An 18,641-nucleotide genomic window follows, 5' to 3' on the forward strand; every position below is an offset into this window, starting at 1 on the left:
GGAACCCTGGGCGTGGGGAGCGGCGGCCCTTCCGTGTCCGGGAAGCGATGGTGCCCCTCCATGTCCGGGAAGCGATGGTGCCCGTTCGTCCCGAGCGACGGTTCCGTCCTCAAACGCCGGACGGGCTGGAGTGGGCGGCGGCCGGGGTTGTCGTCGAGCGTCCGACGGGCTGGAGGGGGCGGCCGAGGCCGTCCTCGTACGTCGGCCCGGCCCGGTACGTGGGGGTCAGGGTGACGAGGTCAGGCGGGCCGGCTGGGTGCCGGTCACCAGGGTGGCCAGGGCCTCGTCGATGTCCTGGCCCAGGAACCAGTCCCCCGTGTGGTCGATGCTGTACACCCGGCCCTCCGCGTCGATCGCCAGGACCGCCTGCTCCTCGCCCTCCGCCCCGAGCGGGCTGACCTCCGTCTCCAGGGCGCGGCCGAGGTCCGCGAGGGTCCGCGCCAGGTGGAGGCCGCTGAGCGGGTCGATGCGCACTGCGGCGGGCGCGATCTGGCGGCCGGGTGCGGACGCGGTGATGTGGAGGCCGCCGAACTCCGCCCAGGCCTCGACCGCGGCCGGGAAGACCGCGTGCTGGTGGCCGGCCGGGGAGGCGTGGGAGCGCAGGGTGTCGGCCCATTCCTCGGCCTGGCGGATGTCCCAGCGTCCGGGCTGCCAGCCCGCTTCGCGCAGGGCGGCGTCGACGGCGACGGGGAAGCGGGTGGAGGAGTGCTGCTGGCGGTCGTGCATCGGTGGGCGGTCAGCCCTTCTCGGCGGTGGTCGCGGCGCCGGTGGAGGTCAGGTCGACGGGGCGTACGCCGAAGTGGGACAGGAGTGCGGAGCAGGACCGGCAGGGTGGTGCGTAGCTGCCGTGGAGGGGGTCGCCGTCCTCGCGGATGCGGCGGGTGGTGAGCCGGGAGTGTTTGAGCGCGCGGCGCGCTTCCCCGTTGGTCAGGGGTTTTCGTTGGGCGCGTTTGGAGCGTCCGCTCTCGGCGGCGGTGAGCTGGCGGGAGAGCAGTATGGCTTCGGGGCAGCGGCCGGTGAAGCGTTCGCGCTGGCCGCTGGTGAGGGTGTCGAGGAAGTCCTGGACGAGTGGGTGCAGCACCGGTGGCTGGTCCCCCTTGCCGGCGGTGCAGGTCAGCGTCTCGCCGCGTACGGACAGCGCGGCGGCCACGGCGGGGAGAATCCCGTCGCGGCGGTGGATCAGTCGGGGTGTACGGCTGGTCTCGGTGCTGCTCCAGCTGAGGCGCGGATCCCCTGTTGTGACGGTTTGTGTGGAATGCATCGTGTTGGCGTCCCTCCCTGCAATCCCCCGAGTTGCGGGGACAGCCTGCCAAATGTGCCAGGTGGTGGGGAAGCTGGGTCGGGGAAACGTGTCTGCGTGTCGCCCGAAGGTGCGGGTCTGTCGCCTCACCGTCACGCGAATGTGACCGTTCGTGATGGATTCGGCGGGACGGGATCCCCTGTCGCCCCACCGCTTAGGCTGTGCGGAACACCGGACGCAGCAGGGGGCAACAGCCATGACGACAGGTCGGCTCGGGCAGCAAGCCGCGCCACCGAACGCCGCCTACGCCGGGCAGGTCGTGAACTTCCCGGACCCGGTCCGGGCGTCCCGTCACCCCAGAGGGGTGCGGATGGACGGGAGCGGCTACCCGGTTCTTTCGCCGTACGCGCGTGCCGCCGCCGAGATCGCCGATCCGCCTCCGGGCTTCGGTATCGATGAGCTGCGCCTCACCGACTATGTGTCGGCGAACGCGGCGTTGGCGGCGAGCGGTCATGACCTGTGGGACACGATTCCCGCGGTGGCGACCCCGCACGGCTGGACCTGGCATCACGTGCCGGGTGGCCGGCGGATGGAGTTGGTGCCGGTCGAGGTGAAGGCGCTGCTGCGTCATCACGGCGGTCTGGCGGGTACGGGCGTGGATCAGAACCGGCGTGGTACCCGCCCGTTGCAGGAGACCCGCCCGGTGCACTTCCGGCTGCCCAGGGGGGCGGCCGCGGTGAGCGAGCAGCAGGTCCAGGGCGTCGAGGAGGATCTCGGCTACCGGTTGCCGGGTGCGTACCGCTCGTTCCTGAAGGCGGCGGGTGGTTCGGCCCCGGTGGGCGCGGCGTTGGACGCGGAGCTGGGGCTGCTGGTGGACCAGCCGTTCTTCACGGTGCGTGACGAGGCCGCGGTGAACGATCTGGTGTATGTGAACAAGTGTCTGCGGGATCATTTCACCAAGGATTTCCTGGGCGTTGCGTTCGTCCAGGGCGGGATTCTCGCCGTGAAGGTGCGCGGCCAGGACCTTGGTTCGGTGTGGTTCTGCCCGTACGACGATGCCCGGGACCAGGACGGCTGGAGTGTCCAGGAGCGTGTGGAGCGGCTGTTGCTGCCCTGCGGTGCGGACTTCGACGCCTTTCTCCAGCGGTTGGCGGGCAATCCGCCGGAGCTGGAGACCGTGGCGAACCTGATGGTGGACGGTGGCTTCGCGCGCGCCGTCCCGGTGGAGGGGTGAGCGCGGTGGTGACTTTCGCGCAGGCGCAGGAGCGGGCGGACGAGTGGGTCAACGGTGACGTGCCCGCGTATCAGCACCGTGAGGTGCGGGTACGTGAGTTCGAGCTGGGTTTCGTGGTGTGGGCCGAGGACCGGGCGGAGGGCCCCGTGTCGGACGGGGGCCGTCAGCGGTTGGTGATCGCGCGGGACAGCGGTGAGGCGACGTTGTGGCCGGGGTTGCCGGTGGGTGAGGTGATCCGGCGGTACGAGGAGGAGTACGGGACTCCGGCCGGTGCGCCGGTCGCGGCTCCCGAGCCGCCGCAGCGGGTGGATCTGAATCAGACGTCGTTCCTGTTGACGCCGCCGGAGTGGCTCCAGGAGGCGGCGGACAAGCTGGGGATTCCGGATCATCGTGCGGAGCGGCGGGAGTCGGCGGAGGCTGCCGCGGCTGCCTCCGGTGCGCCCGTTGCCCCTGCCGCTTCCGTTCCCGAGCCCGGCCCCGGCTCCGTGTCCTCCGGTGTCGCGGACGCGTCGCCGCCGCTTTCCTCGCCCGCTTCGGGCGGGGGTTCCGCCGCTTCGTGGCCGGCTGCCGGTGGTGGCGACGCCCACGAGCCCACGGCCTCCGACGGTGTGCCTGCGGGGGCGACCCCCTGGGCGGGTACGGACACCAACTCGGACTCCGACGACGGGGCGGTTCCGCTGCCGGCGACGGTGTTCGCGCCGCCGCTGTCGGGCACGGACGACGAGGAGGCTCCGCCGCCGGTCGTTCCGGCGGAGGCGCCCACGGCCCTGATGTCCGGGGGCAGTCAGCTGCCACGTACGCAGGTGGCGCAGGCGCTCCGCCCGGACCAGGGCCCCCCGGGTGGGGCCGGTGACATCGCGGACGCGGCCACCAGCAAGGCGGTCGTGCCGCCGCGCGGGGCTCGGGGGGCCGGTTCGTCGACGCCGCCGCCGCCCGGTGCCCCGGGGGTTCCCGGGATGCCGCCCGGTGCGACGCCGCCGCCTTCGGGTCCGGGTGCGCCCGGTGCTCCGGCGGGCGGGTACCTCCCGACGCAGCTCGTGTCCCAGCTCGGTCCGCCCGGCCCGCCCGGTGCCACCCCGCCGCCGGGTCCCACCCCGCCGCCCGGCCCTCCTGGGCCTCCGGGGCCTCCCGGTCCTCCTGGTTCCACGCCGCCTCCGGGCGGGGGGATGCACCATGCCGCGACGATGTTCGCGGACGGGAGCAGCATCGGTGCGGGCGTCGCGGGTGCGCCCAGGCCGCCGGGTCCGCCCGGTGCCCCGGGGGTCCCGCAGCCTCCTGGCCCGCCCGGTGTTCCGGGTGCGCCGCAGCCTCCCGGTCCGCCGGGTCCGCCGCCCGGATCCACGCCGCCTCCCGGTGGTGGGGTGCACCACGCGGAGACGATGTTCGCGGCTCCGGGGCAGGTCGGGCCGCCCGGTCCTCCCAACCCTCCCGGCCCTCCCGGTCCTCCCGGGGCTCCTGGCGCTTCGCCGGCCGGGGCCCCCGGTCCCGTACCGCAGCCGCCGGGTCCGCCCGGTCCGCCGCCCGGTGGGCACACACCGCCGCCGGGGCCGCACACCCCGCCGCCCCCGGCGTACGGCTATCCGCAGCAGCCCAACGGTCAGCCGACCGTGGGCCCCGGCTACCAGGCCGTGCTGCGGTTCCGGGCTCCGGACGGCAGCGAGCAGCAGCTGATCCGCCGTTCGGCGCCGGGCACCCCGCACCCCGAGTGGCAGATGCTGCACGAGCTGCGGGCGATGAACGTGCCGCCGCAGCAGGTCATCGAGCTGCACACCGAGCTGGAGTCCTGTGAGCTGCCGGGCGGGTACTGCGCCCGGATGATCCGGGAGACCTGGCCGCAGGTGCGGATCACCAGCGTCGCCCCGTACGGCACGGATCACGCCAGTCGTCAGCAGGGCATGCAGCATCTGCTGACGCACCAGGGCGAGCTGCACCAGGTCGCGGACGGTCCGGCGCGGCCCGCGCCGGTGCGGGCGCCGCTGCCGCAGATGCCGCCCGCGCCCGCGCTGCCGCCGGAGGCGGTGGCCGAGGAGCTGGCTCAGGCGTTCGGGCCGCAGGGCATCCTGCGGTTCGACCAGCGGGCGGTGTCCCGTCAGGGGGTGCCGGAGGTCGTCGCGCGCACCCTGGTGTGGGCGGGGCTGCCCGCCGATTTCGGGCCGTTCTTCTGGGCGCAGCCCGGGCAGCCGGTGGTGCCGACGCTGGGCGAGCTGGCGGCGCAGCGTCAGGTGCAGGCCGCGCCGGACGCGGGGTCGTATCTGGTGATGGGCACGGACTTCGGCCGGGCGATCTGTGTGCAGTACGGGACGGCGAACATCGTGGCCGTGCCGGTGGAGGCGGGGCCCGGCGGTCAGTCGGTGCCGCCGCAGTTCGTGAACACCGGGCTGCCGGAATTCGTGCGGTCGATGGCGTTGCTGGGCCGGATGTGGCGGCTGCGGTTCGGCCTGAACCCGGAGCAGGCGGGCCGCTGGACCGTCGATTTCCAGGCACAGCTGGTGGCGCTGGACCCGGCGGCGCTGGCGTCGCCGGAGAGCTGGTGGTCGGTGCTGCTGGAGCAGATGTGGGACGGCCTGATCTGAGCCGTACGCGGAGTTGAGCGGCGAGTGCGTACGAAGCGCCCGGACCCGGAAGGGCCCGGGCGCCTCGCGTGTTCCGGGGCGTCTGGCCGATCATCACCGGTTCGCCCGGGTCTGTGATGCCGGTCGCTTCCGGCCTGAATGCGGCTGATCGATTCCGACTTCCGGCACCAATTGCCGCATCCTTGACGTGTTACGGGTGTCGGAGCGTGGCAGGGCGTGTCGGCGGGTCGGAGAGAGGTTTCAGGATGAGTGCTGGACCGGGGTCCGCGTACGACGTCGTCGGGGTGCGGGGGCGTGGCTACCGCCCGGAGCAGGTGGACCGGGTGACGGCCGCCCTGATCGCCGAGCGGGACGGGGCGCTCGACGAGCTCGCGCGGCTGACGGGCCGGGTGGAGGAGCTGCTCGCCGAGTCCGCCCGGCTGGCGGAGGCCGTCGCGACGCTGCCCGTGCAGGACTACGCGGAACTGGGGGAGCGGGCTCAGCGGATCCTGGCGTTGGCCGTGAGCGAGGCGGAGGCGCTGGACGCCGAGGCGGTCGCGGCGGGGCAGGCGCTGCGGGACGCGGCCGAGGCGGCGGGCCGGACGGCCGGGGACGCGGCGCGCGAGGCGGCCGGCGAGGTGCGTGCGGCGGCGGACCGGGCGGCCGAGGAGCGGGTGGCCGCGGCGGTCCGGGAGGCGGAGGGCCTGCTCGCCGAGGCCAGGCAGGACGCCGAGGAGGTGCGGGCGGCGGCCGCTTCCGCGATGGCGGCGACCCGTGACCGTACGGCGAGCGTGCTGGCCCACCAGGAGCAGGAGCACGCGGAGCGCCGCAAGGCGGCCGAGGCCGAACTGGCTGCCGAGGAGGCGGCGTTGGAGGCCCGGTATGCGGAGCTGACCGAGCGGGCCGAGGCGTTGCTCGCGGAGGCGGGCCGGGACCTCGCCGCCGCGCAGGAGGCGGCCCGGCACGGCCAGGAGGACGCGGAGGCGCGGGCGGCGGAGCTGCTGGCCGAGGCGCGGGTCCGCGAGGAGCGGGTGGTGCGGGAGACGGAGCGGATCCTGCGGGAGCACGAGGAGGGCCGCGAGGAGGCCCAGGCGCACATGGCGCATGTGCGCAGCTCGCTGGCGGCGCTGACGGGGCGGGTGGCGTCGGAGGACTGAACGGGGCCCGGCGGGTCGCAACGGGTGGCAACTCTTGACGAACGCGTGTTCTCAGGAGGTGATGGAAGCGTTCAGTTCCCACGTTTCCGTTCCCCGTTCAGCAGGGAGTGTGCATGTCGGTCCCAGCGCCGGACATTTTGTCACCGGAGTTCGAGAAAGATCCGTATCGGGCGTATCGCCTGATGCGTCAGGACACGCCTCTGATGTGGCACGAGGCCACCAGGAGTTACATCGTCTCGCGTTACGAGGACGTCGAGCGCGTCTTCAAGGACAAAGAAGGCGAATTCACCACCCAGAACTATGACTGGCAGATCGAGCCCGTGCACGGGCGGACGATTCTCCAGCTCAGCGGGCGCGAGCACGCGGTGCGCCGGGCCCTGGTCGCGCCGGCCTTCCGGGGCAGCGACCTGCGCGAGAAGTTTTTACCGGTCATCGAGCGCAATTCGCGCGAATTGATCGACAAGTTCCGCGATGCGGGTTCCGTCGATCTGGTCACCGACTATGCCACCCGTTTTCCCGTCAACGTCATTGCCGACATGCTCGGACTGGACAAGTCGGACTATGGGCGATTTCACGGCTGGTACACGGCTGTCATCGCGTTCCTCGGCAATCTCTCCGGTGATCCGGAGGTGACCCGGGCCGGTGAGCGTACGCGCGTCGAGTTCGCCGAGTACATGCTGCCGATCATCCGGAAGCGGCGGGAGGAGCCGGGCGACGATCTGTTGTCGACCCTGTGCACCGCGGAGGTCGACGGCGTCCGGATGGGCGACGAGGACATCAAGGCGTTCTGCAGTCTGCTGCTGGCCGCCGGGGGAGAGACCACCGACAAGGCCATCGCCGGCATTTTCGCCAATCTGCTGAACCACCCGGAGCAGTTGGAAGCGGTCCGCGCCGATCGCACCCTGATACCCCGCGCTTTCGCCGAGACGCTGCGCTACACACCGCCGGTCCACATGATCATGCGGCAGTCGGCGACGGAGGTGGAGCTGAGCGGTGGCACCGTACCGGCGGGTTCCACCGTCACCTGCCTGATAGGCGCCGCCAACCGTGACGGGGACCGCTACCGGAACCCCGACGACTTCGACATCTTCCGCGAGGACCTGACCGCCACGAACGCCTTCTCGGCGGCGGCCGATCATCTGGCCTTCGCGCTCGGTCGGCACTTCTGCGTCGGTGCTCTGCTGGCCAAGGCCGAGGTCGAGATCGGTGTGGGCCAGTTGCTGGACGCGATGCCGGATCTGCGGCTGGCCGACGGCTTCGACCCGGTCGAGCGGGGCGTCTTCACCCGAGGGCCGCAGAGCCTGCCGGTCCGCTTCACGCCGGTGTCCGGCTGACCGGAACGCCGACTGTCCGACTGTCCGGCTGACCGGAACGTCGACGTCGACCCGAGCGGCCGGACCCGCCACGGACTCCGGCCGCTCGCGCCGCGACGGACTGCGACCCCGCTCGCACCGCGACGGACCCGCCACGGACTCCGGCCGCTCGCGCCGCGAGGGACTGCGACCCCGCTCGCACCGCGACGGACCCGCCACGGACTCCGGCCGCTCGCACCGCGACGGGCCCGTTTCTGCGCCCCACTCGCACCGCGACGGGGCCGCCGCTAGTGCGCCATCGGACTGAACTGGACCGGCAGCGTCGACAGCCCGCGCATCCAGATCGAGGGACGCCAGGAGAGCTCCGTCGGCTCGACCGCCAGCATCAGGTCCGGCAGCTGTTCCAGCAGCGTCTCCACCGCCGTACGGGCCATCACGTCGGCCAGCAGCGGCGCGGGGTAGGGGCAGCGGTGTTCACCACCGCTGAACGACAGGTGCGCGGAGTTCTCGGCGCCGACGTAACTCTCCGGCCAGATCTCCGGGTCGGTGTTGGCCGCGGCGAGCCCGAGGACCAGGCAGTCGCCCGCCCGGATGTGCCGGCCGCCGAGCTGGGTGTCCCGTACGGCCCAGCGGCCGATGAAGTTCTGCGTCGGGGTGTCGAGCCACAGCACCTCGTTGAGCGCCTCGCCGACGCTGAGCCGCCCGCCGGAGACGTTCAGCGCGAAGCGTTCGTCCGTCAGGAGCAACCGCAGTGTGTTGCAGATCCAGTTCGCGGTGGGCTGCTGGGCGGCGGCGATCACCGAGATCAGGTCCTGGACGATCTCCTCGTCCGTGAGGCCGGCCCCGTGCGTCACCATGCGGGAGGTGACGTCGGTGCCGGGTGCCGCCCGCTTGTCCTTGACCAGTTGGCGCAGCCGGTCGCCGACGCGTCCGTAGGCCGCCACCGGGTCGTCGCCCTCGCCGGCGTCGAGCGAGATGCGCAGGTCGTCCACCAACTGCTGGGTGTCGGAGCCCGACACCGGCATGCCGCACATCTGGACCACGGCCCGCATCGGCAGGGCGTGGACGTAACTGCTCATCAGCTCCGTCCGGCCGCTTCCGGCGAACTCCGCGATGAGCCGGTCGGCGATGCGCCGGCAGTCGCGTGCCAGCTCGAACTGGTCGATGCCTTCGAGGGCTTCGGTGATGACGCCGGCCCTGCGCCGGTGCTCGTCTCCCTCGGTGAAGAGCACCGACGGCTGGTAGCCGACGAACGGCATCAGCGGCCAGTCCGGGGGAATGGTCTCCCACTGGTTCCAGCGGCGTGAGTCCCGCGCGAACAGTTCGTCGTGCGTGGTGACGTAGGTCAGTTCGGCGTAGCCGAGGACCAGCCAGGCCGGAACGTCACCGTCCAGCAGGACCGGCGCCACCGCCCCGTGCTCCCGTCGCAGCGAGCGGTAGAGCTCGGTGGGCGTCTGCTGGTAGGAGGCCCCGGACAGCCGCACCGCGCCGGCGTCGCCACCGGCACCGACCGGGCAGCCGGAGGGGGCCTGGGACTCGAAGGAGGGACTGGAGGAACTGGACGGACTGGACGGACTGGACGGACTGGAGGAACTGGAGGTGCTGGAGGGGCTCATGGTGTCGTCTCCCGGGCGATGGCCATCGTGCGCAGATGGTCGACGAGCGTGATCAGTACGTTCTTGCTGGACCGCCGGACCCGGGCGTCGCAGTCGATCATCGGGATGTGCTCGGGCAGCGCCAGGGCCTGACGGATCTCGTCGAGGGGGTGGGCGAGGTCGTCGTCGAAGCGGTTGACCGCCACCACGAACGGGGTGCCGTGGTGTTCCAGCCGGTCGATCGCGTACCAGGAGTCGTCCATGCGGCGGGTGTCCACGAGGACCACGGCGCCGAGCGTGCCGGAGAACAGGCGGTCCCACAGGAACCAGAAGCGCTCCTGGCCCGGTGCGCCGAACAGGTAGAGCACGATGCGCTCGTTGAGGCTGATGCGCCCGAAGTCGAAGGCGACCGTGGTGGTCGTCTTGCCGTCGACGCCGTCCGTCTCGTCGACGCCGACGCCCGCCTGCGTCATCACCTCTTCGGTGTTCAGCGGCCGGATCTCGCTCACCGAGTGGACGAGCGTGGTCTTGCCGACGCCGAATCCTCCGACGACGACTATCTTCAGGCCGGTTTCCGCGGCGTCGGCCAGCGGGGTGCGCTGTGCGGGCAGCTCATAGCTTCCGGAGCCCATGGAGCACCTCCTTCAGCAGGTCGGAGTCGGGGAGCGCGCTGGGTGAGGTGGCCGAGCGGGGGTGGCGGGCGGTGATGCGGCCCATGGCGTGGAGGTCGTCGAGCAGGATGCGCACCACGGTGACGGGGAGCGAGAGTTCGGCGGCGATCTCGACGACGGCGGTCGGGTGGCGGCACAGGTCGAGGATCCGCGCGTGCTCCGACTGCATTCCGGCGGTGGGCCGGCACTCGCTGACGACCAGGGTCACCAGGTCGAAGGAGTCCGCGGAGCGGCTCCGTCCGCCGGTGACCGTGTAGAGCCGGTCGGGAGCTCCGGTGTCGACGGGGCGAAGGGTCATGACGCGCTCCTCGGCACCTCGCCGCGTGGTGCGGCGCGCAGGTGCTCGCCGATCTGCTCGACCATCTCCGTCATCTGGTGGCCCACCACGCTGGGGTCGGCCTCCTCCGTGGCGACGACGGCCAGATGCGCGCCCTCACCGGCTTCGACGATGAAGAGCAGGCCGCCGTGGAACTCGGTCATCGAGTGCCGGACGCCTCCGGTGCTGTCGCCGAACTCGATGGAAGCGCCCTGGGCGAGCGCCTGCATGCCCGAGCAGATGGCCGCCAGTTGATCGGCCTGGTCGAGGGTGAGGTGCTCGGTCCAGCAGAGCTTGAGCCCGTCGCGTGACAGGGCCAGGGCGTGCCGGGTGCCGGGGGTCTGCTCGAGGAGCCTCTGCAGGAGCCAGGTGAGGCTGTTGTCTGTGGTCTGCATGACGAGTGACGGGACCGTGGCGCCGGGGGAGCGGCGAGGGCCCGCACCTCCAATCTCGGGTGTTCGAGCGAGCGCGTCCGGTGACCGGACACCGAACGGATGGGCGTTCCGGGTTACGGAGAGCGGATGGGCCTTCCGGGTTACGGAGCGGTGGTCGGCGGTACGGTCCCGCCGTCGGGTCCTTCGGCTCTGCCGTCGGGGTCTCCGGCCAGGCCTTCGGGATGTCCGGGAGCGCCTCCGGGACTGCCTGTGGGCTTGGTGCCGCGCCGGAAGGCGCCGAACTGCTGTCCCGCGCTGCGCGGCGGTGAGGTTCGCGGCGCGGCGCCGCGCGGGTCCCCCGGAGCGGCGGGCGCGGGCGAGCCGCGGTGACGGCCGCGTTCCCGGTCCGCCTCGGCCATGGTGCGGCCGGGGGTCCGTACGGGCAGGCCGCCGGGGGTGGAGCTCACCGCCGGGCCGCCGGCCCCCCGCCCGTGCTCGCGCGGACGGACCACGAGGTGGCTGTCCGCCGTTGCGGGCGCCGGAGGCGTTACGGCGGCGGGTGCGACCGCTTCGGTCCCGGAGGGCGTCAGGGGCGCGGGGGTCACGGGCGGCGGTGTGTAGGACGGTGACGACGGTACGGGCGTGGGCTCGGGTGCGGGCGGGTGCGCCGGGGAAGCCGGTGCGGCGGGAGGCGTCTGGGGGGCCGGTGCGGCCGGTGCCGGTGCCGGTGCTGGTGCCGGGGAGGTGGGCGCGGGCGGCGTCGGGGCGGGCGCGGCGACCGCCCGCTGAACCGGAGCCGGGTGGTTCTCCCGGGGCTCCTGCGCGATCAGATGCCGGGGCAGCAGGACGACCACACCGGTGCCGCCGCGCGAGGACGGGCGGTAGTTGACGCTGATCCGGTGCTTGAGCGCGAGCCGTCCCACGACGGCGAGGCCGAGCCGGGTGCCCTGGAGGGTCGCGAGGTCCGTCATCCGGCCGGCGACGGAGTCCGCCGCCCGCCGCATCGCCGCGTCGGCCATCTTCAGACCGCTGTCCTCGATGGTGACGACGATGCCGGTGCCGCGTTCCTCGACGTAGACGTGCACCTCGTCGATGGGCGGGGAGAAGTTGGCGGCGTTGTCCATCAGTTCGGCGAGCAGGTGCATGACGCCTTCGGCGGCGAAGCCGGAGATGGAGACGTTGGATGAGCAGTGCAGCCGTACGCGCTGATAGGCGGCGATGCGGCCGACCGCGCCGCGCAGGATGCTCTCCATGACGATCGGCCTGTTCCAGGCGCGGCTCGGCCGGCCGCCCATCAGCAGCGCCAGCCGGTCGGTCATCAGGCCGAGCTGCGAGGTGCTGTGGTCCAGCTTCAGCAGATCCCCGAAGACCTCTTCGCCATGACGTTCCTGCATGTTCCGCAGGTCGGCGAGCATGCTGACGGACTTCGCCTGGACCCGGCTGAGCGCCTTGGCCGACGCGGTCGTCGCCGCGAGAGCACGGCGCTCGCTGAGCGCGAGTTCCCGGAGCACGGCCTCGACCGACGCGCGCAGCAGTGGCTGCTCCGGCAGGTACACCTCGGACTGCACGGTGGCGCCGGACTCACCGTCGCGGAGCCTGGCGACCACGCCCGGCAGCGTCTCACGCGTGAACCGGTCCACCTCGGAGGTCAGCGCGTGCAGCTCGTCACGGAGCCGTGCGTTCTCTGCTCCCAGCGAGTCGTGGACCCGGGTGCTCTCCGTCCGCAGCGCGGCGGCCTGCTGCGCCTGCCCTTCGACCGTGGTCGCGAGGACGTGCAGCAGCTTGCGCTGACGCGGGCTGCGCGGCAACGGAACCCGGCCGAGGGCGTCGGTGGCCTTCACTCCGCCGCGTACCAGCTGGATCAGCGCGGGCAGCGCCACGTCGGCGGTGTGCGCGGTGTCCGTTTCGAGAGCGGCCAGCGAGGCCTTGAGCTGTTCGGTCTCCGCGCCCTTGGCCGAGGCCGCGCGCCGGGCCCGCCGGGTGACGCCGTGAGCGGTGGCGAGCGTGACGGCCAGGGCCACCCAGGCGGTGAGCACCACCGCCACGACCCAGCCGCGGGCCTCAGTAGGCGCCAGAGTCACCGCCACGGCTCCGGCGACGGCACACGCCGACAACACGGCCACGAGCGGGGCTATCGCGGCCCTCGGCGCTTTCCTCGGCCGGTGCTGACTGGCTGGTGCGGGTTTCGGCATGGATGCGGTTCCCTCGGTTCTACCGGGCAGAAGGTATGCGGCCGCTCCGAGAAGGTGCAGATCACCTTGGTGCATCGGAGGAAAGCGGAAGCGGTCTTTCCTGTCAGGGGTTGACCACATCGTAGACACGCTTGTGCGGCGGATGATCCGGTCTGCGGCATAGTCCGTAGGCAGAGCGATTTTGTCGAGAAGTGAGCAGCAGGTTAAGGGAGTTGTGGTATTGGCGAGGCAGCGCGCTCGTGAGGGCAGGCGCCGGGGCGAACCAGGCTGCCGAACAGCGGCCAGGTGTGTGCGATGGGCCCACCGATGGGCCTCGGACGAAGCAGTGAATCAAGGCGCGAAGCGGGGATGGCAGCTACGGAGGGATTCTTTTCGGTCAATCTGGAAAACCTCGCCGTGCCGTTCGACAGGGCGCGGCGGCATCGGCAAATCCGGCATGTCACCGGTAAATACTCAGTGACACCAGTAAATAGCTGTGCGACCCGGCGCCTCACCCGCGAGCCCTCCCGCCGACAAGGACCGAAGACTGCCCAGGACCACCTCGCGCAAGCCGCCCGAACCCACACCAACGCCCCGACCACGGCCCCGACCATGGCCCTGACCCGGACGGAGTTCAGAACCAGCTTCTATGCGCCGGCTTGCTCTTTGCCGTGGGTGGGGACGATGTCGAGCTGGCGCATGCGCCGGTCGCCCCATTCTCCCAGACCCTCGAGTGCCGCGTAGAGCTCGGCACCTGTCTTGGTCAGTTCGTATTCGACTCGAGGCGGCGTCTCCTCGAACACGGTCCGCCGGACGATCCCGTCCGCCTCAAGGTCGCGTAGTTGCTGGGTGAGGACCTTCTCGCTGATGCCGGGGAGGCTGCGGCGCAACTCGCCGAAGCGATGGAGCCGTTCGTCCAGCGCCCAGAGGATCAACGCTTTCCACTTGCCCTCGACGACATCCATCGCGGCGTCGAGGGCACAGATGTAGGGCGGGTTACGCATCCGCCTCATGGTAGTCGGGTTAGCCCTTGTTTGTGGATGCTCCTGATGCGGGATCAGCGAGATCGACTGGCGTCAACGGCACGGCGCATCCGCCACAGCGAGGCGCGCAGGTGTCCGGCCAGATCCGCGGGCACGCCCGCTTCCCCGGAGGCGGAGAGGATGTTCTCCAGGCCGGTCGCCTGCATCCCCGGGTTGTACTCGTCCGGGACGGTTTCGCTCGCGTCGGCCCCGGCGACCGTGATCGGCAGCATCTGCTCCATCCACGGCTGGAGCACCTCCCGCCTGAACGTCTCGACGTCGCCGCCTTCCGCGTGCGCCAACGCCACGGCGTGATCGGCACCGGCCCCCAGGCCGTACGTGCCGCTCAGGGCGGCCATGTCATACAGCGCGGCGAACCCCGGGTCCTCGCCCACCCAATGAGAGCGGCCGATGGAGTCGAGCGCGGGGGCGACACGTTCGAACACGTCTCGCGCGCCGCTGTAGAGGATGAAGGCTCCCTGCGTCCCGATCGTGGCGGGTACGGCCATGATCCCGCCGGCCAGGAAGTTCACCCCGTACCCCTTGAGCCATTGGGCAAGCTCTCGCGCCTGCCGTACGGAGCCGCTGGTGAGGTTGACCAGGGTGCCACCGGCCAACTCCCGCATGGCTGGTGCGAGCGTCGCGCGGACGCTGGCGTCGTCCAGAAGGCAGACAACCGTCAGATCGCCGACGTTGATCGCCTCTTCAGGACTGGATGCCTCCCGCGCACCACGCGCGACCAGTTCACCCGCTTTCCCCGGAGTACGGTTCCAGACCGTCACCTCGCGACCGGCATCGAGGAGCGCGCTCGCCAGCGCTCGTCCCGTAGCTCCCAGGCCGAGAATGGGCCCGGCTGCGGACACACGTTCAGTGAGCGGCGACCGCTTCGACGAACGCGGCCCAGGCGGCGGCCGGGAGGACGAGGGCGGGGCCGTGGGGGTTCTTGCTGTCACGGACGGGGACGACGCCGGGGAATCCGTCCGCCACCTGCACGCAGTTGCCGCCCTCCTCGTTGCTGTAGCTGCTCTTGCGCCAGGCGGCGGCGGTCAGATCGGGACGGGATACTCGCTGCACGGTAATCAACCTCCAGCACGGATCGGATCAGGTCGAGCGACATAAGCGGCGGCAGGGCCATCGCCCTGAGGTGATGGTAGGTCAGGGTGAACTGTTCGACCTCCTCCGGTTCCTCGGTCAGCTGGCCGTGGTGCGCACCTTCCGTGTAGGCGATCTCAGCACCGTCCGGCATCACCAGCACAGAGAGAGAGCCGGCCAGTGCGCCGTGCGCGCCCTGGCTGAACGGCAGCACCTGAATGGTGATGTTGGATTCCTCGGCCATCCTCAACAGCTTCTCCAGTTGGCCGCGCATCACGGCCGATCCGCCGACCGGTCGGCGCAGCACGGCTTCGTCGAGGATGATCCACAGCTCCGGCCGGTCCGGGCCGGTCAGCCGCACCTGGCGGTCGAGTCGGGCCGCAACGCGTTCCTCCAGATGCTCGGCGTCCCGCAGTGAGTGGCCCATGCTCAGCAAGGCCCGCGCGTACTCGGGGGTCTGAAGCAGGCCGGGCACGGCATGTGAGGAGTACTCGCGGATCACAGTCGCACGGGCGGAGTAGGCGATGAACGCCTGCGACCAGTCCGGATATGCCTCCCGGTACACGTACGGCCAGAGGTCGATCAGCAGGTCGTCCGCCACCAGCTCCCTGTCCAGGGCCCGGGTCAGCTCCAGGGTCGGTTTCGCCCCGGTCGCGCGCTCGATCTGAGCGATGCGGCTGCCGACCACATGCGTGAGCGCACCCACGTCGGTCTGGGTGAGCCCGGCCGCCGTACGTAACTTGCGTACGCGCGATCCGAAGAGGGCGGCCATGGAGGACTGCGGGTCAATGGGTTTGGTCACGGCGCTGCTTCCGTTCCTTACGGCCTGCGAGGTAAGGCGCTGTCACCTTCCGAGGCTAGGCCGCGCTGCCGACTCTTCAGTACGGAACGTCACGGAACTCGCACGTGTGGGTGACGTGAGGAGAGTCGAGTGAACGGATGGTCGGCATGACCGGCAAAAGGACGACCACGGCGGAGCAGGCGGAGAAGGCTGGTACGCGGGAATCGGTTTCTCCCGTCCCGCGTGGCTTCGGGCTGACCGCGAACGGCTACGGCTCCCTGGCGCGGCAGTTCCCTTCCACACCTCAGGGTGCGCGGCTCGCCCGCCTCTCCGTGGTACGGCAGTTGGGCCACTGGGGATTCGGGCCGATGACGGACGCCACGTGCTCGGTGGCCCTGGTGGTGGCGGAGCTGGCCGCCAACGCGGTGTGCCACGGGCGGCTCCGGGGGCGGAACTTCCACGTGCGGGTGGACTACGAGGGTCCCGCGAGCCGCTTCCGTATCGAGGTCTCGGACGCCGTGCTCGGCCGGACGCCCGAGGACCCGAAGCTGCCGCCGGACGATCAGGAGTCGGGGCGCGGTCTGTTCCTGGTGGAGTGCCTGGCGTCGCGGTGGGGGTGGGAGCCTCGGAACCCGATCGGGAAGACGGTCTGGGCGGAGGTGGCAGCTGTCCGGCCGGACGGCGTGGGTTAGTCGGCGGGCGCGTCTGGCCCAACACCCCCCAGATACACGGCAGTTCGGCGCGCGATCGTGGGATATTGGGTGGCACTGTTCTCTGAGACGGGGGTCCTCCATGAAGAGTGCGCGGCGAGCGCCGTTCCGGGTGTGGTTGGTATGGCTTCTGGTGCCTGTGTTGCTGGCGGTGGCCGGCTGCGGGGCGTCCGGGCGCAGGGGTGGAGGGCCGGAGACGGACTCCGGCCGGCCGCCCGCCTCCTCCGGGGCGAGGGATGGCGACGAATCGGGAGACTCGGGTGGCGGCCCCGGCGTCGAGCTCGGCGTGGACGTCAGCATCGGCGGCGGGAGCGGGAGCGGGGGAGCCGATGACGAGGACTCGGGCGGTGACGGCGGTGACGGCGGGTCCGATGGGGGTGGTGCGGTGAAGCCGCCGCCCGTGAGCGACCCGACGACGGAGGCGTTCCGGCGCGTACGGGTGGGAAGCTGTCTGCCCATCCACCGCACCGGGCCCGGTAGCGACTGGAACGTCGACGTACCGCCCGAGGCCGTCTCCTGCGGCTCCAGGCGAGCCGGCCTCTTCCGTGTCACGCGGACCGGGGGCAGCGGTGTCAGCTGCGAGACGGGCAAGGGCCGTACGTTCTGGAGCTACCACTCCCGCGCGACAGGGGCCACGAAGCTCTGCCTGGAACGGGTCTGGGTGGAGCGCTACTGCATCCTCGGCAACAACACCAGTGACGGCATGTCGCTGGGCACCACCACCGCCGTCGACTGCCGGGCCAAGCGCGTACCCAAGCCGTACGACCATGTCCTGGTCGTCGCCGGCGTCTACCGCGCCCCGTCGGACGCCGGCTCCAAATATTGCAGGGAGGGTTCGTCCGACCGGCGCACGTACTGGTCCCTGGTGGCGGCCAACCGCACGATCCTGGTCTGCTTCACCTATCCGAACTCCTGATGAGGGCGGTCCGCGCCGGTCCTGGGTGCGGTGTCAGGAGGTGTGCATGATCTGGATCAGGTTGCCGACGGTGTCGTCCAGGACCGCCGTGGTGACGGCGCCCATCTCCGTCGGCTCCTGGGTGAACCGGACCCCGAGCTTGCTCAGCCGATCGAACTCCGCCTGTACGTCGTCCACCGCGAAGGCGGTGGCCGGGATGCCGTCCTCGACCAGGGCCGTCGTGTACGGCCGTACGGCGGGGTGCTTGTTCGGTTCCAGGAGGAGTTCGACGCCGTCGGGGTCCTCCGGCGAGACCACGGTCAGCCAGCGGTCCTCGCCGCCGACCGGGACGTCGTGCTTCTTCCGGAAGCCCAGTACGTCCGTGTAGAAGCGCAGGGCCTTCTCCTGGTCTTCGACGAAGACGCTGGTCAGGTTGATCCTCATGAGGTGCTCTCCGGTGCTTTCGGCCCGAGCCATCGGCTGACGATGTGCTCAAGGGGTTCGGTGTCGAGGTCGTGGAACTTGTAGCGGCCCTGGCGGCGTGTGACGACCAGCCCCGCCGCTTCCAGGACGGCCAGGTGCTGGCTGACCGCCTGGCGGGACAGGCCCAGGCCGTGTTTGGTGGCCAGCCGCGCGCATATCTCGAACAGGGTCTGACCGTTCCGTTCGGTCAGCTCGTCGAGGATGCGCCGCCGGGTGGGGTCGGCCAGGGCCTTGAAGACATCGTCCGCCATGACCCCACAATAGGCAAGTAGCGACTTGCCTATCAAGGCGGGTCCGGTCGCCGGGATTGATAGTCGACTTGCGGAGGGCGGGTCGTGGAGGGGGCCGTAGGAGAAGGGGTGCCTTCGCGTGCGGGGCCCTGTCGCCCAGGTAGAACGACGTGACTCCCATGGGCCCCGCATGCGCGGGGATCACCAGGTCGTGTTGCGCGCCCTGAACCTGGTCACGGGGCCACCCCCGGGTGCGCGGGGACCACGGGAGCACGGTCGTGCCCGCCGCGTAGATGAGGGGACCACCCCCGCGTGCGCGGGGACAACCTCGAACCGCCGAAGAAGTACCGCTTCAGTGTGGGACCACCTCTGCCTCCAGCAGGGCCTGGGGCCGGTGCTGACCGGGACCACCCCCGAGTGCGCGGGGACCGCCCAAGAAGGGCTTCGGAGACCTGAGCGCCGGAGGGACCACCCCCGCGTGCGCGGGGGCCACTGCTCCGAGGCGACGTACAGCGCCAGCGACAGGGGGCCACCCCCGCTTGTGCGGGGACCCTCATGACGCCCTTTACGACGGCATCACCGAGCAGGGACCACCCCCGCATGCGCGGGGGCCGTGCGGGGTCGAGACCGACCTCGCCGGTGGCCTGGGGACCACCCCCGCGTGCGCGGGGACCACTACTGGCACAAGGAAGTCAGCGCGGCCGAAGCGGGACCATCCCCACGTGCGCGGGGACCATAACAGGCGGGCGCACACGAACTGGTTGCCGCCGGGACCACCCCCGCGTGCGCGGGGACCATAGCGCCA

General features: G+C 71.3%; 19 protein-coding genes and 1 CRISPR repeat array (1 of these 20 cut by a window edge). Of the genes, 6 read left to right on the forward strand and 13 right to left on the reverse strand.

The window, feature by feature from the left end; translation table 11 throughout:
* Positions 1–225: 225 nt before the first annotated feature.
* Positions 226–726: an SUKH-3 domain-containing protein gene (locus ACH4KB_RS26485; protein ID WP_398068398.1), complete on the reverse strand. Its 501-nt coding sequence runs from the start codon at positions 724–726 to the stop codon at positions 226–228.
* A 10-nt stretch (positions 727–736) separates the two neighbouring features.
* On the reverse strand, positions 737–1,261 hold the full coding sequence (locus tag ACH4KB_RS26490; RefSeq protein ID WP_398068399.1) for a YwqJ-related putative deaminase: 525 nt from the start codon (positions 1,259–1,261) through the stop codon (positions 737–739).
* 235 nt (positions 1,262–1,496) lie between these two features.
* On the opposite strand from ACH4KB_RS26490, the gene ACH4KB_RS26495 reads away from it, so the two are divergent.
* The 4 genes from ACH4KB_RS26495 (at position 1,497) to ACH4KB_RS26510 (ending at position 7,517) form a co-directional block, all read left to right on the forward strand.
* Complete coding sequence (locus ACH4KB_RS26495; protein WP_398068400.1) at positions 1,497–2,474, forward strand: SMI1/KNR4 family protein; 978 nt, start codon at positions 1,497–1,499, stop codon at positions 2,472–2,474.
* 5 nt (positions 2,475–2,479) lie between these two features.
* Positions 2,480–5,047 carry an SUKH-4 family immunity protein gene (locus ACH4KB_RS26500; protein WP_398068401.1) on the forward strand — a complete coding sequence of 856 codons (2,568 nt, stop codon included), beginning with the start codon at positions 2,480–2,482 and terminating at the stop codon, positions 5,045–5,047.
* A gap of 245 nt (positions 5,048–5,292) precedes the next feature.
* Positions 5,293–6,183: a cellulose-binding protein gene (locus ACH4KB_RS26505; RefSeq protein ID WP_398068402.1), complete on the forward strand. Its 891-nt coding sequence runs from the start codon at positions 5,293–5,295 to the stop codon at positions 6,181–6,183.
* Between the two features lie 182 nt (positions 6,184–6,365).
* Positions 6,366–7,517, forward strand: coding sequence for a cytochrome P450 (locus tag ACH4KB_RS26510; RefSeq protein WP_398068509.1), 1,152 nt, complete (start codon positions 6,366–6,368; stop codon positions 7,515–7,517).
* Positions 7,518–7,783: 266 nt separating this feature from the next.
* Here ACH4KB_RS26510 and ACH4KB_RS26515 read toward each other — a convergent pair whose 3' ends face one another.
* The 9 genes from ACH4KB_RS26515 to ACH4KB_RS26555 all read right to left on the reverse strand — a co-directional run bounded on the left by ACH4KB_RS26515 (position 7,784) and on the right by ACH4KB_RS26555 (position 15,509).
* On the reverse strand, positions 7,784–9,112 hold the full coding sequence (locus ACH4KB_RS26515) for a cytochrome P450 (RefSeq protein ID WP_398068403.1): 1,329 nt from the start codon (positions 9,110–9,112) through the stop codon (positions 7,784–7,786).
* On the reverse strand, positions 9,109–9,723 hold the full coding sequence (locus ACH4KB_RS26520; RefSeq protein WP_398068404.1) for a GTP-binding protein: 615 nt from the start codon (positions 9,721–9,723) through the stop codon (positions 9,109–9,111). Before ACH4KB_RS26520 ends, ACH4KB_RS26515 begins: the two co-directional genes overlap by 4 nt.
* On the reverse strand, positions 9,704–10,060 hold the full coding sequence (locus ACH4KB_RS26525; RefSeq protein WP_398068405.1) for a DUF742 domain-containing protein: 357 nt from the start codon (positions 10,058–10,060) through the stop codon (positions 9,704–9,706). Before ACH4KB_RS26525 ends, ACH4KB_RS26520 begins: the two co-directional genes overlap by 20 nt.
* Positions 10,057–10,473, reverse strand: a complete 417-nt coding sequence (locus ACH4KB_RS26530; protein WP_007447032.1) for a roadblock/LC7 domain-containing protein — start codon at positions 10,471–10,473, stop codon at positions 10,057–10,059. Before ACH4KB_RS26530 ends, ACH4KB_RS26525 begins: the two co-directional genes overlap by 4 nt.
* A 140-nt stretch (positions 10,474–10,613) precedes the next feature.
* A complete protein-coding gene (locus ACH4KB_RS26535) occupies positions 10,614–12,644 on the reverse strand; it encodes an ATP-binding protein (RefSeq protein ID WP_398068406.1) in 2,031 nt (676 codons plus the stop codon).
* A gap of 626 nt (positions 12,645–13,270) precedes the next feature.
* On the reverse strand, positions 13,271–13,636 hold the full coding sequence (locus ACH4KB_RS26540; RefSeq protein ID WP_398068407.1) for a winged helix-turn-helix transcriptional regulator: 366 nt from the start codon (positions 13,634–13,636) through the stop codon (positions 13,271–13,273).
* A gap of 44 nt (positions 13,637–13,680) precedes the next feature.
* The gene (locus tag ACH4KB_RS26545) at positions 13,681–14,508 is read right to left on the reverse strand and encodes an NAD(P)-dependent oxidoreductase (RefSeq protein WP_398068408.1); all 828 of its coding nucleotides are present in this window, start codon (positions 14,506–14,508) and stop codon (positions 13,681–13,683) included.
* Positions 14,509–14,512: 4 nt separating this feature from the next.
* Positions 14,513–14,638, reverse strand: coding sequence for a DUF397 domain-containing protein (locus tag ACH4KB_RS26550; RefSeq protein WP_398068409.1), 126 nt, complete (start codon positions 14,636–14,638; stop codon positions 14,513–14,515).
* Positions 14,595–15,509 (reverse strand): Scr1 family TA system antitoxin-like transcriptional regulator, encoded by a 915-nt coding sequence (locus tag ACH4KB_RS26555; protein WP_398068410.1) that lies wholly within the window; start codon positions 15,507–15,509, stop codon positions 14,595–14,597. The genes ACH4KB_RS26550 and ACH4KB_RS26555 overlap by 44 nt, the downstream gene beginning before the upstream one ends.
* 167 nt (positions 15,510–15,676) lie before the next feature.
* Here ACH4KB_RS26555 and ACH4KB_RS26560 point away from each other — a divergent pair, with 167 nt between their 5' ends.
* Both ACH4KB_RS26560 and ACH4KB_RS26565 read left to right on the forward strand, forming a co-directional pair.
* Entirely contained in the window at positions 15,677–16,210 is a 534-nt protein-coding gene (locus tag ACH4KB_RS26560; protein WP_398068411.1) for an ATP-binding protein, read from the forward strand.
* Between the two features lie 304 nt (positions 16,211–16,514).
* A complete protein-coding gene (locus ACH4KB_RS26565) occupies positions 16,515–17,144 on the forward strand; it encodes a hypothetical protein (protein WP_398068412.1) in 630 nt (209 codons plus the stop codon).
* 33 nt (positions 17,145–17,177) lie between these two features.
* On the opposite strand, the gene ACH4KB_RS26570 is transcribed toward ACH4KB_RS26565, so the two are convergent.
* Both ACH4KB_RS26570 and ACH4KB_RS26575 read right to left on the reverse strand, forming a co-directional pair.
* Positions 17,178–17,567 (reverse strand): VOC family protein, encoded by a 390-nt coding sequence (locus tag ACH4KB_RS26570; RefSeq protein ID WP_265601181.1) that lies wholly within the window; start codon positions 17,565–17,567, stop codon positions 17,178–17,180.
* Positions 17,564–17,857, reverse strand: a complete 294-nt coding sequence (locus ACH4KB_RS26575; RefSeq protein WP_398068413.1) for an ArsR/SmtB family transcription factor — start codon at positions 17,855–17,857, stop codon at positions 17,564–17,566. The genes ACH4KB_RS26570 and ACH4KB_RS26575 overlap by 4 nt, the downstream gene beginning before the upstream one ends.
* Positions 17,858–18,239: 382 nt before the next feature.
* A CRISPR array of direct repeats spans positions 18,240–18,641; the repeat unit is 28 nt; unit sequence GGGACCACCCCCGCGTGCGCGGGGACCA (it continues 1,030 nt past the right edge of the window).

The sequence above is a fragment of the Streptomyces sp. NPDC017520 genome, assembly GCF_044329855.1.
In the GTDB taxonomy this organism is placed as follows: Bacteria; Actinomycetota; Actinomycetes; order Streptomycetales; family Streptomycetaceae; genus Streptomyces.

Bases quoted from the DNA above. Each gene is read 5' to 3' on its own strand.
- ACH4KB_RS26485 (WP_398068398.1), bottom strand. From the start codon at position 726: ATGCACGACCGCCAGCAGCACTCCTCCACCCGCTTCCCCGTCGCCGTC.
- ACH4KB_RS26490 (WP_398068399.1), bottom strand. From the start codon at position 1,261: ATGCATTCCACACAAACCGTCACAACAGGGGATCCGCGCCTCAGCTGG.
- ACH4KB_RS26495 (WP_398068400.1), top strand. From the start codon at position 1,497: ATGACGACAGGTCGGCTCGGGCAGCAAGCCGCGCCACCGAACGCCGCC.
- ACH4KB_RS26505 (WP_398068402.1), top strand. From the start codon at position 5,293: ATGAGTGCTGGACCGGGGTCCGCGTACGACGTCGTCGGGGTGCGGGGG.
- ACH4KB_RS26510 (WP_398068509.1), top strand. From the start codon at position 6,366: ATGCGTCAGGACACGCCTCTGATGTGGCACGAGGCCACCAGGAGTTAC.
- ACH4KB_RS26515 (WP_398068403.1), bottom strand. From the start codon at position 9,112: ATGAGCCCCTCCAGCACCTCCAGTTCCTCCAGTCCGTCCAGTCCGTCC.
- ACH4KB_RS26520 (WP_398068404.1), bottom strand. From the start codon at position 9,723: ATGGGCTCCGGAAGCTATGAGCTGCCCGCACAGCGCACCCCGCTGGCC.
- ACH4KB_RS26525 (WP_398068405.1), bottom strand. From the start codon at position 10,060: ATGACCCTTCGCCCCGTCGACACCGGAGCTCCCGACCGGCTCTACACG.
- ACH4KB_RS26530 (WP_007447032.1), bottom strand. From the start codon at position 10,473: ATGCAGACCACAGACAACAGCCTCACCTGGCTCCTGCAGAGGCTCCTC.
- ACH4KB_RS26535 (WP_398068406.1), bottom strand. From the start codon at position 12,644: ATGCCGAAACCCGCACCAGCCAGTCAGCACCGGCCGAGGAAAGCGCCG.
- ACH4KB_RS26540 (WP_398068407.1), bottom strand. From the start codon at position 13,636: ATGAGGCGGATGCGTAACCCGCCCTACATCTGTGCCCTCGACGCCGCG.
- ACH4KB_RS26555 (WP_398068410.1), bottom strand. From the start codon at position 15,509: ATGGCCGCCCTCTTCGGATCGCGCGTACGCAAGTTACGTACGGCGGCC.
- ACH4KB_RS26560 (WP_398068411.1), top strand. From the start codon at position 15,677: ATGGTCGGCATGACCGGCAAAAGGACGACCACGGCGGAGCAGGCGGAG.
- ACH4KB_RS26570 (WP_265601181.1), bottom strand. From the start codon at position 17,567: ATGAGGATCAACCTGACCAGCGTCTTCGTCGAAGACCAGGAGAAGGCC.
- ACH4KB_RS26575 (WP_398068413.1), bottom strand. From the start codon at position 17,857: ATGGCGGACGATGTCTTCAAGGCCCTGGCCGACCCCACCCGGCGGCGC.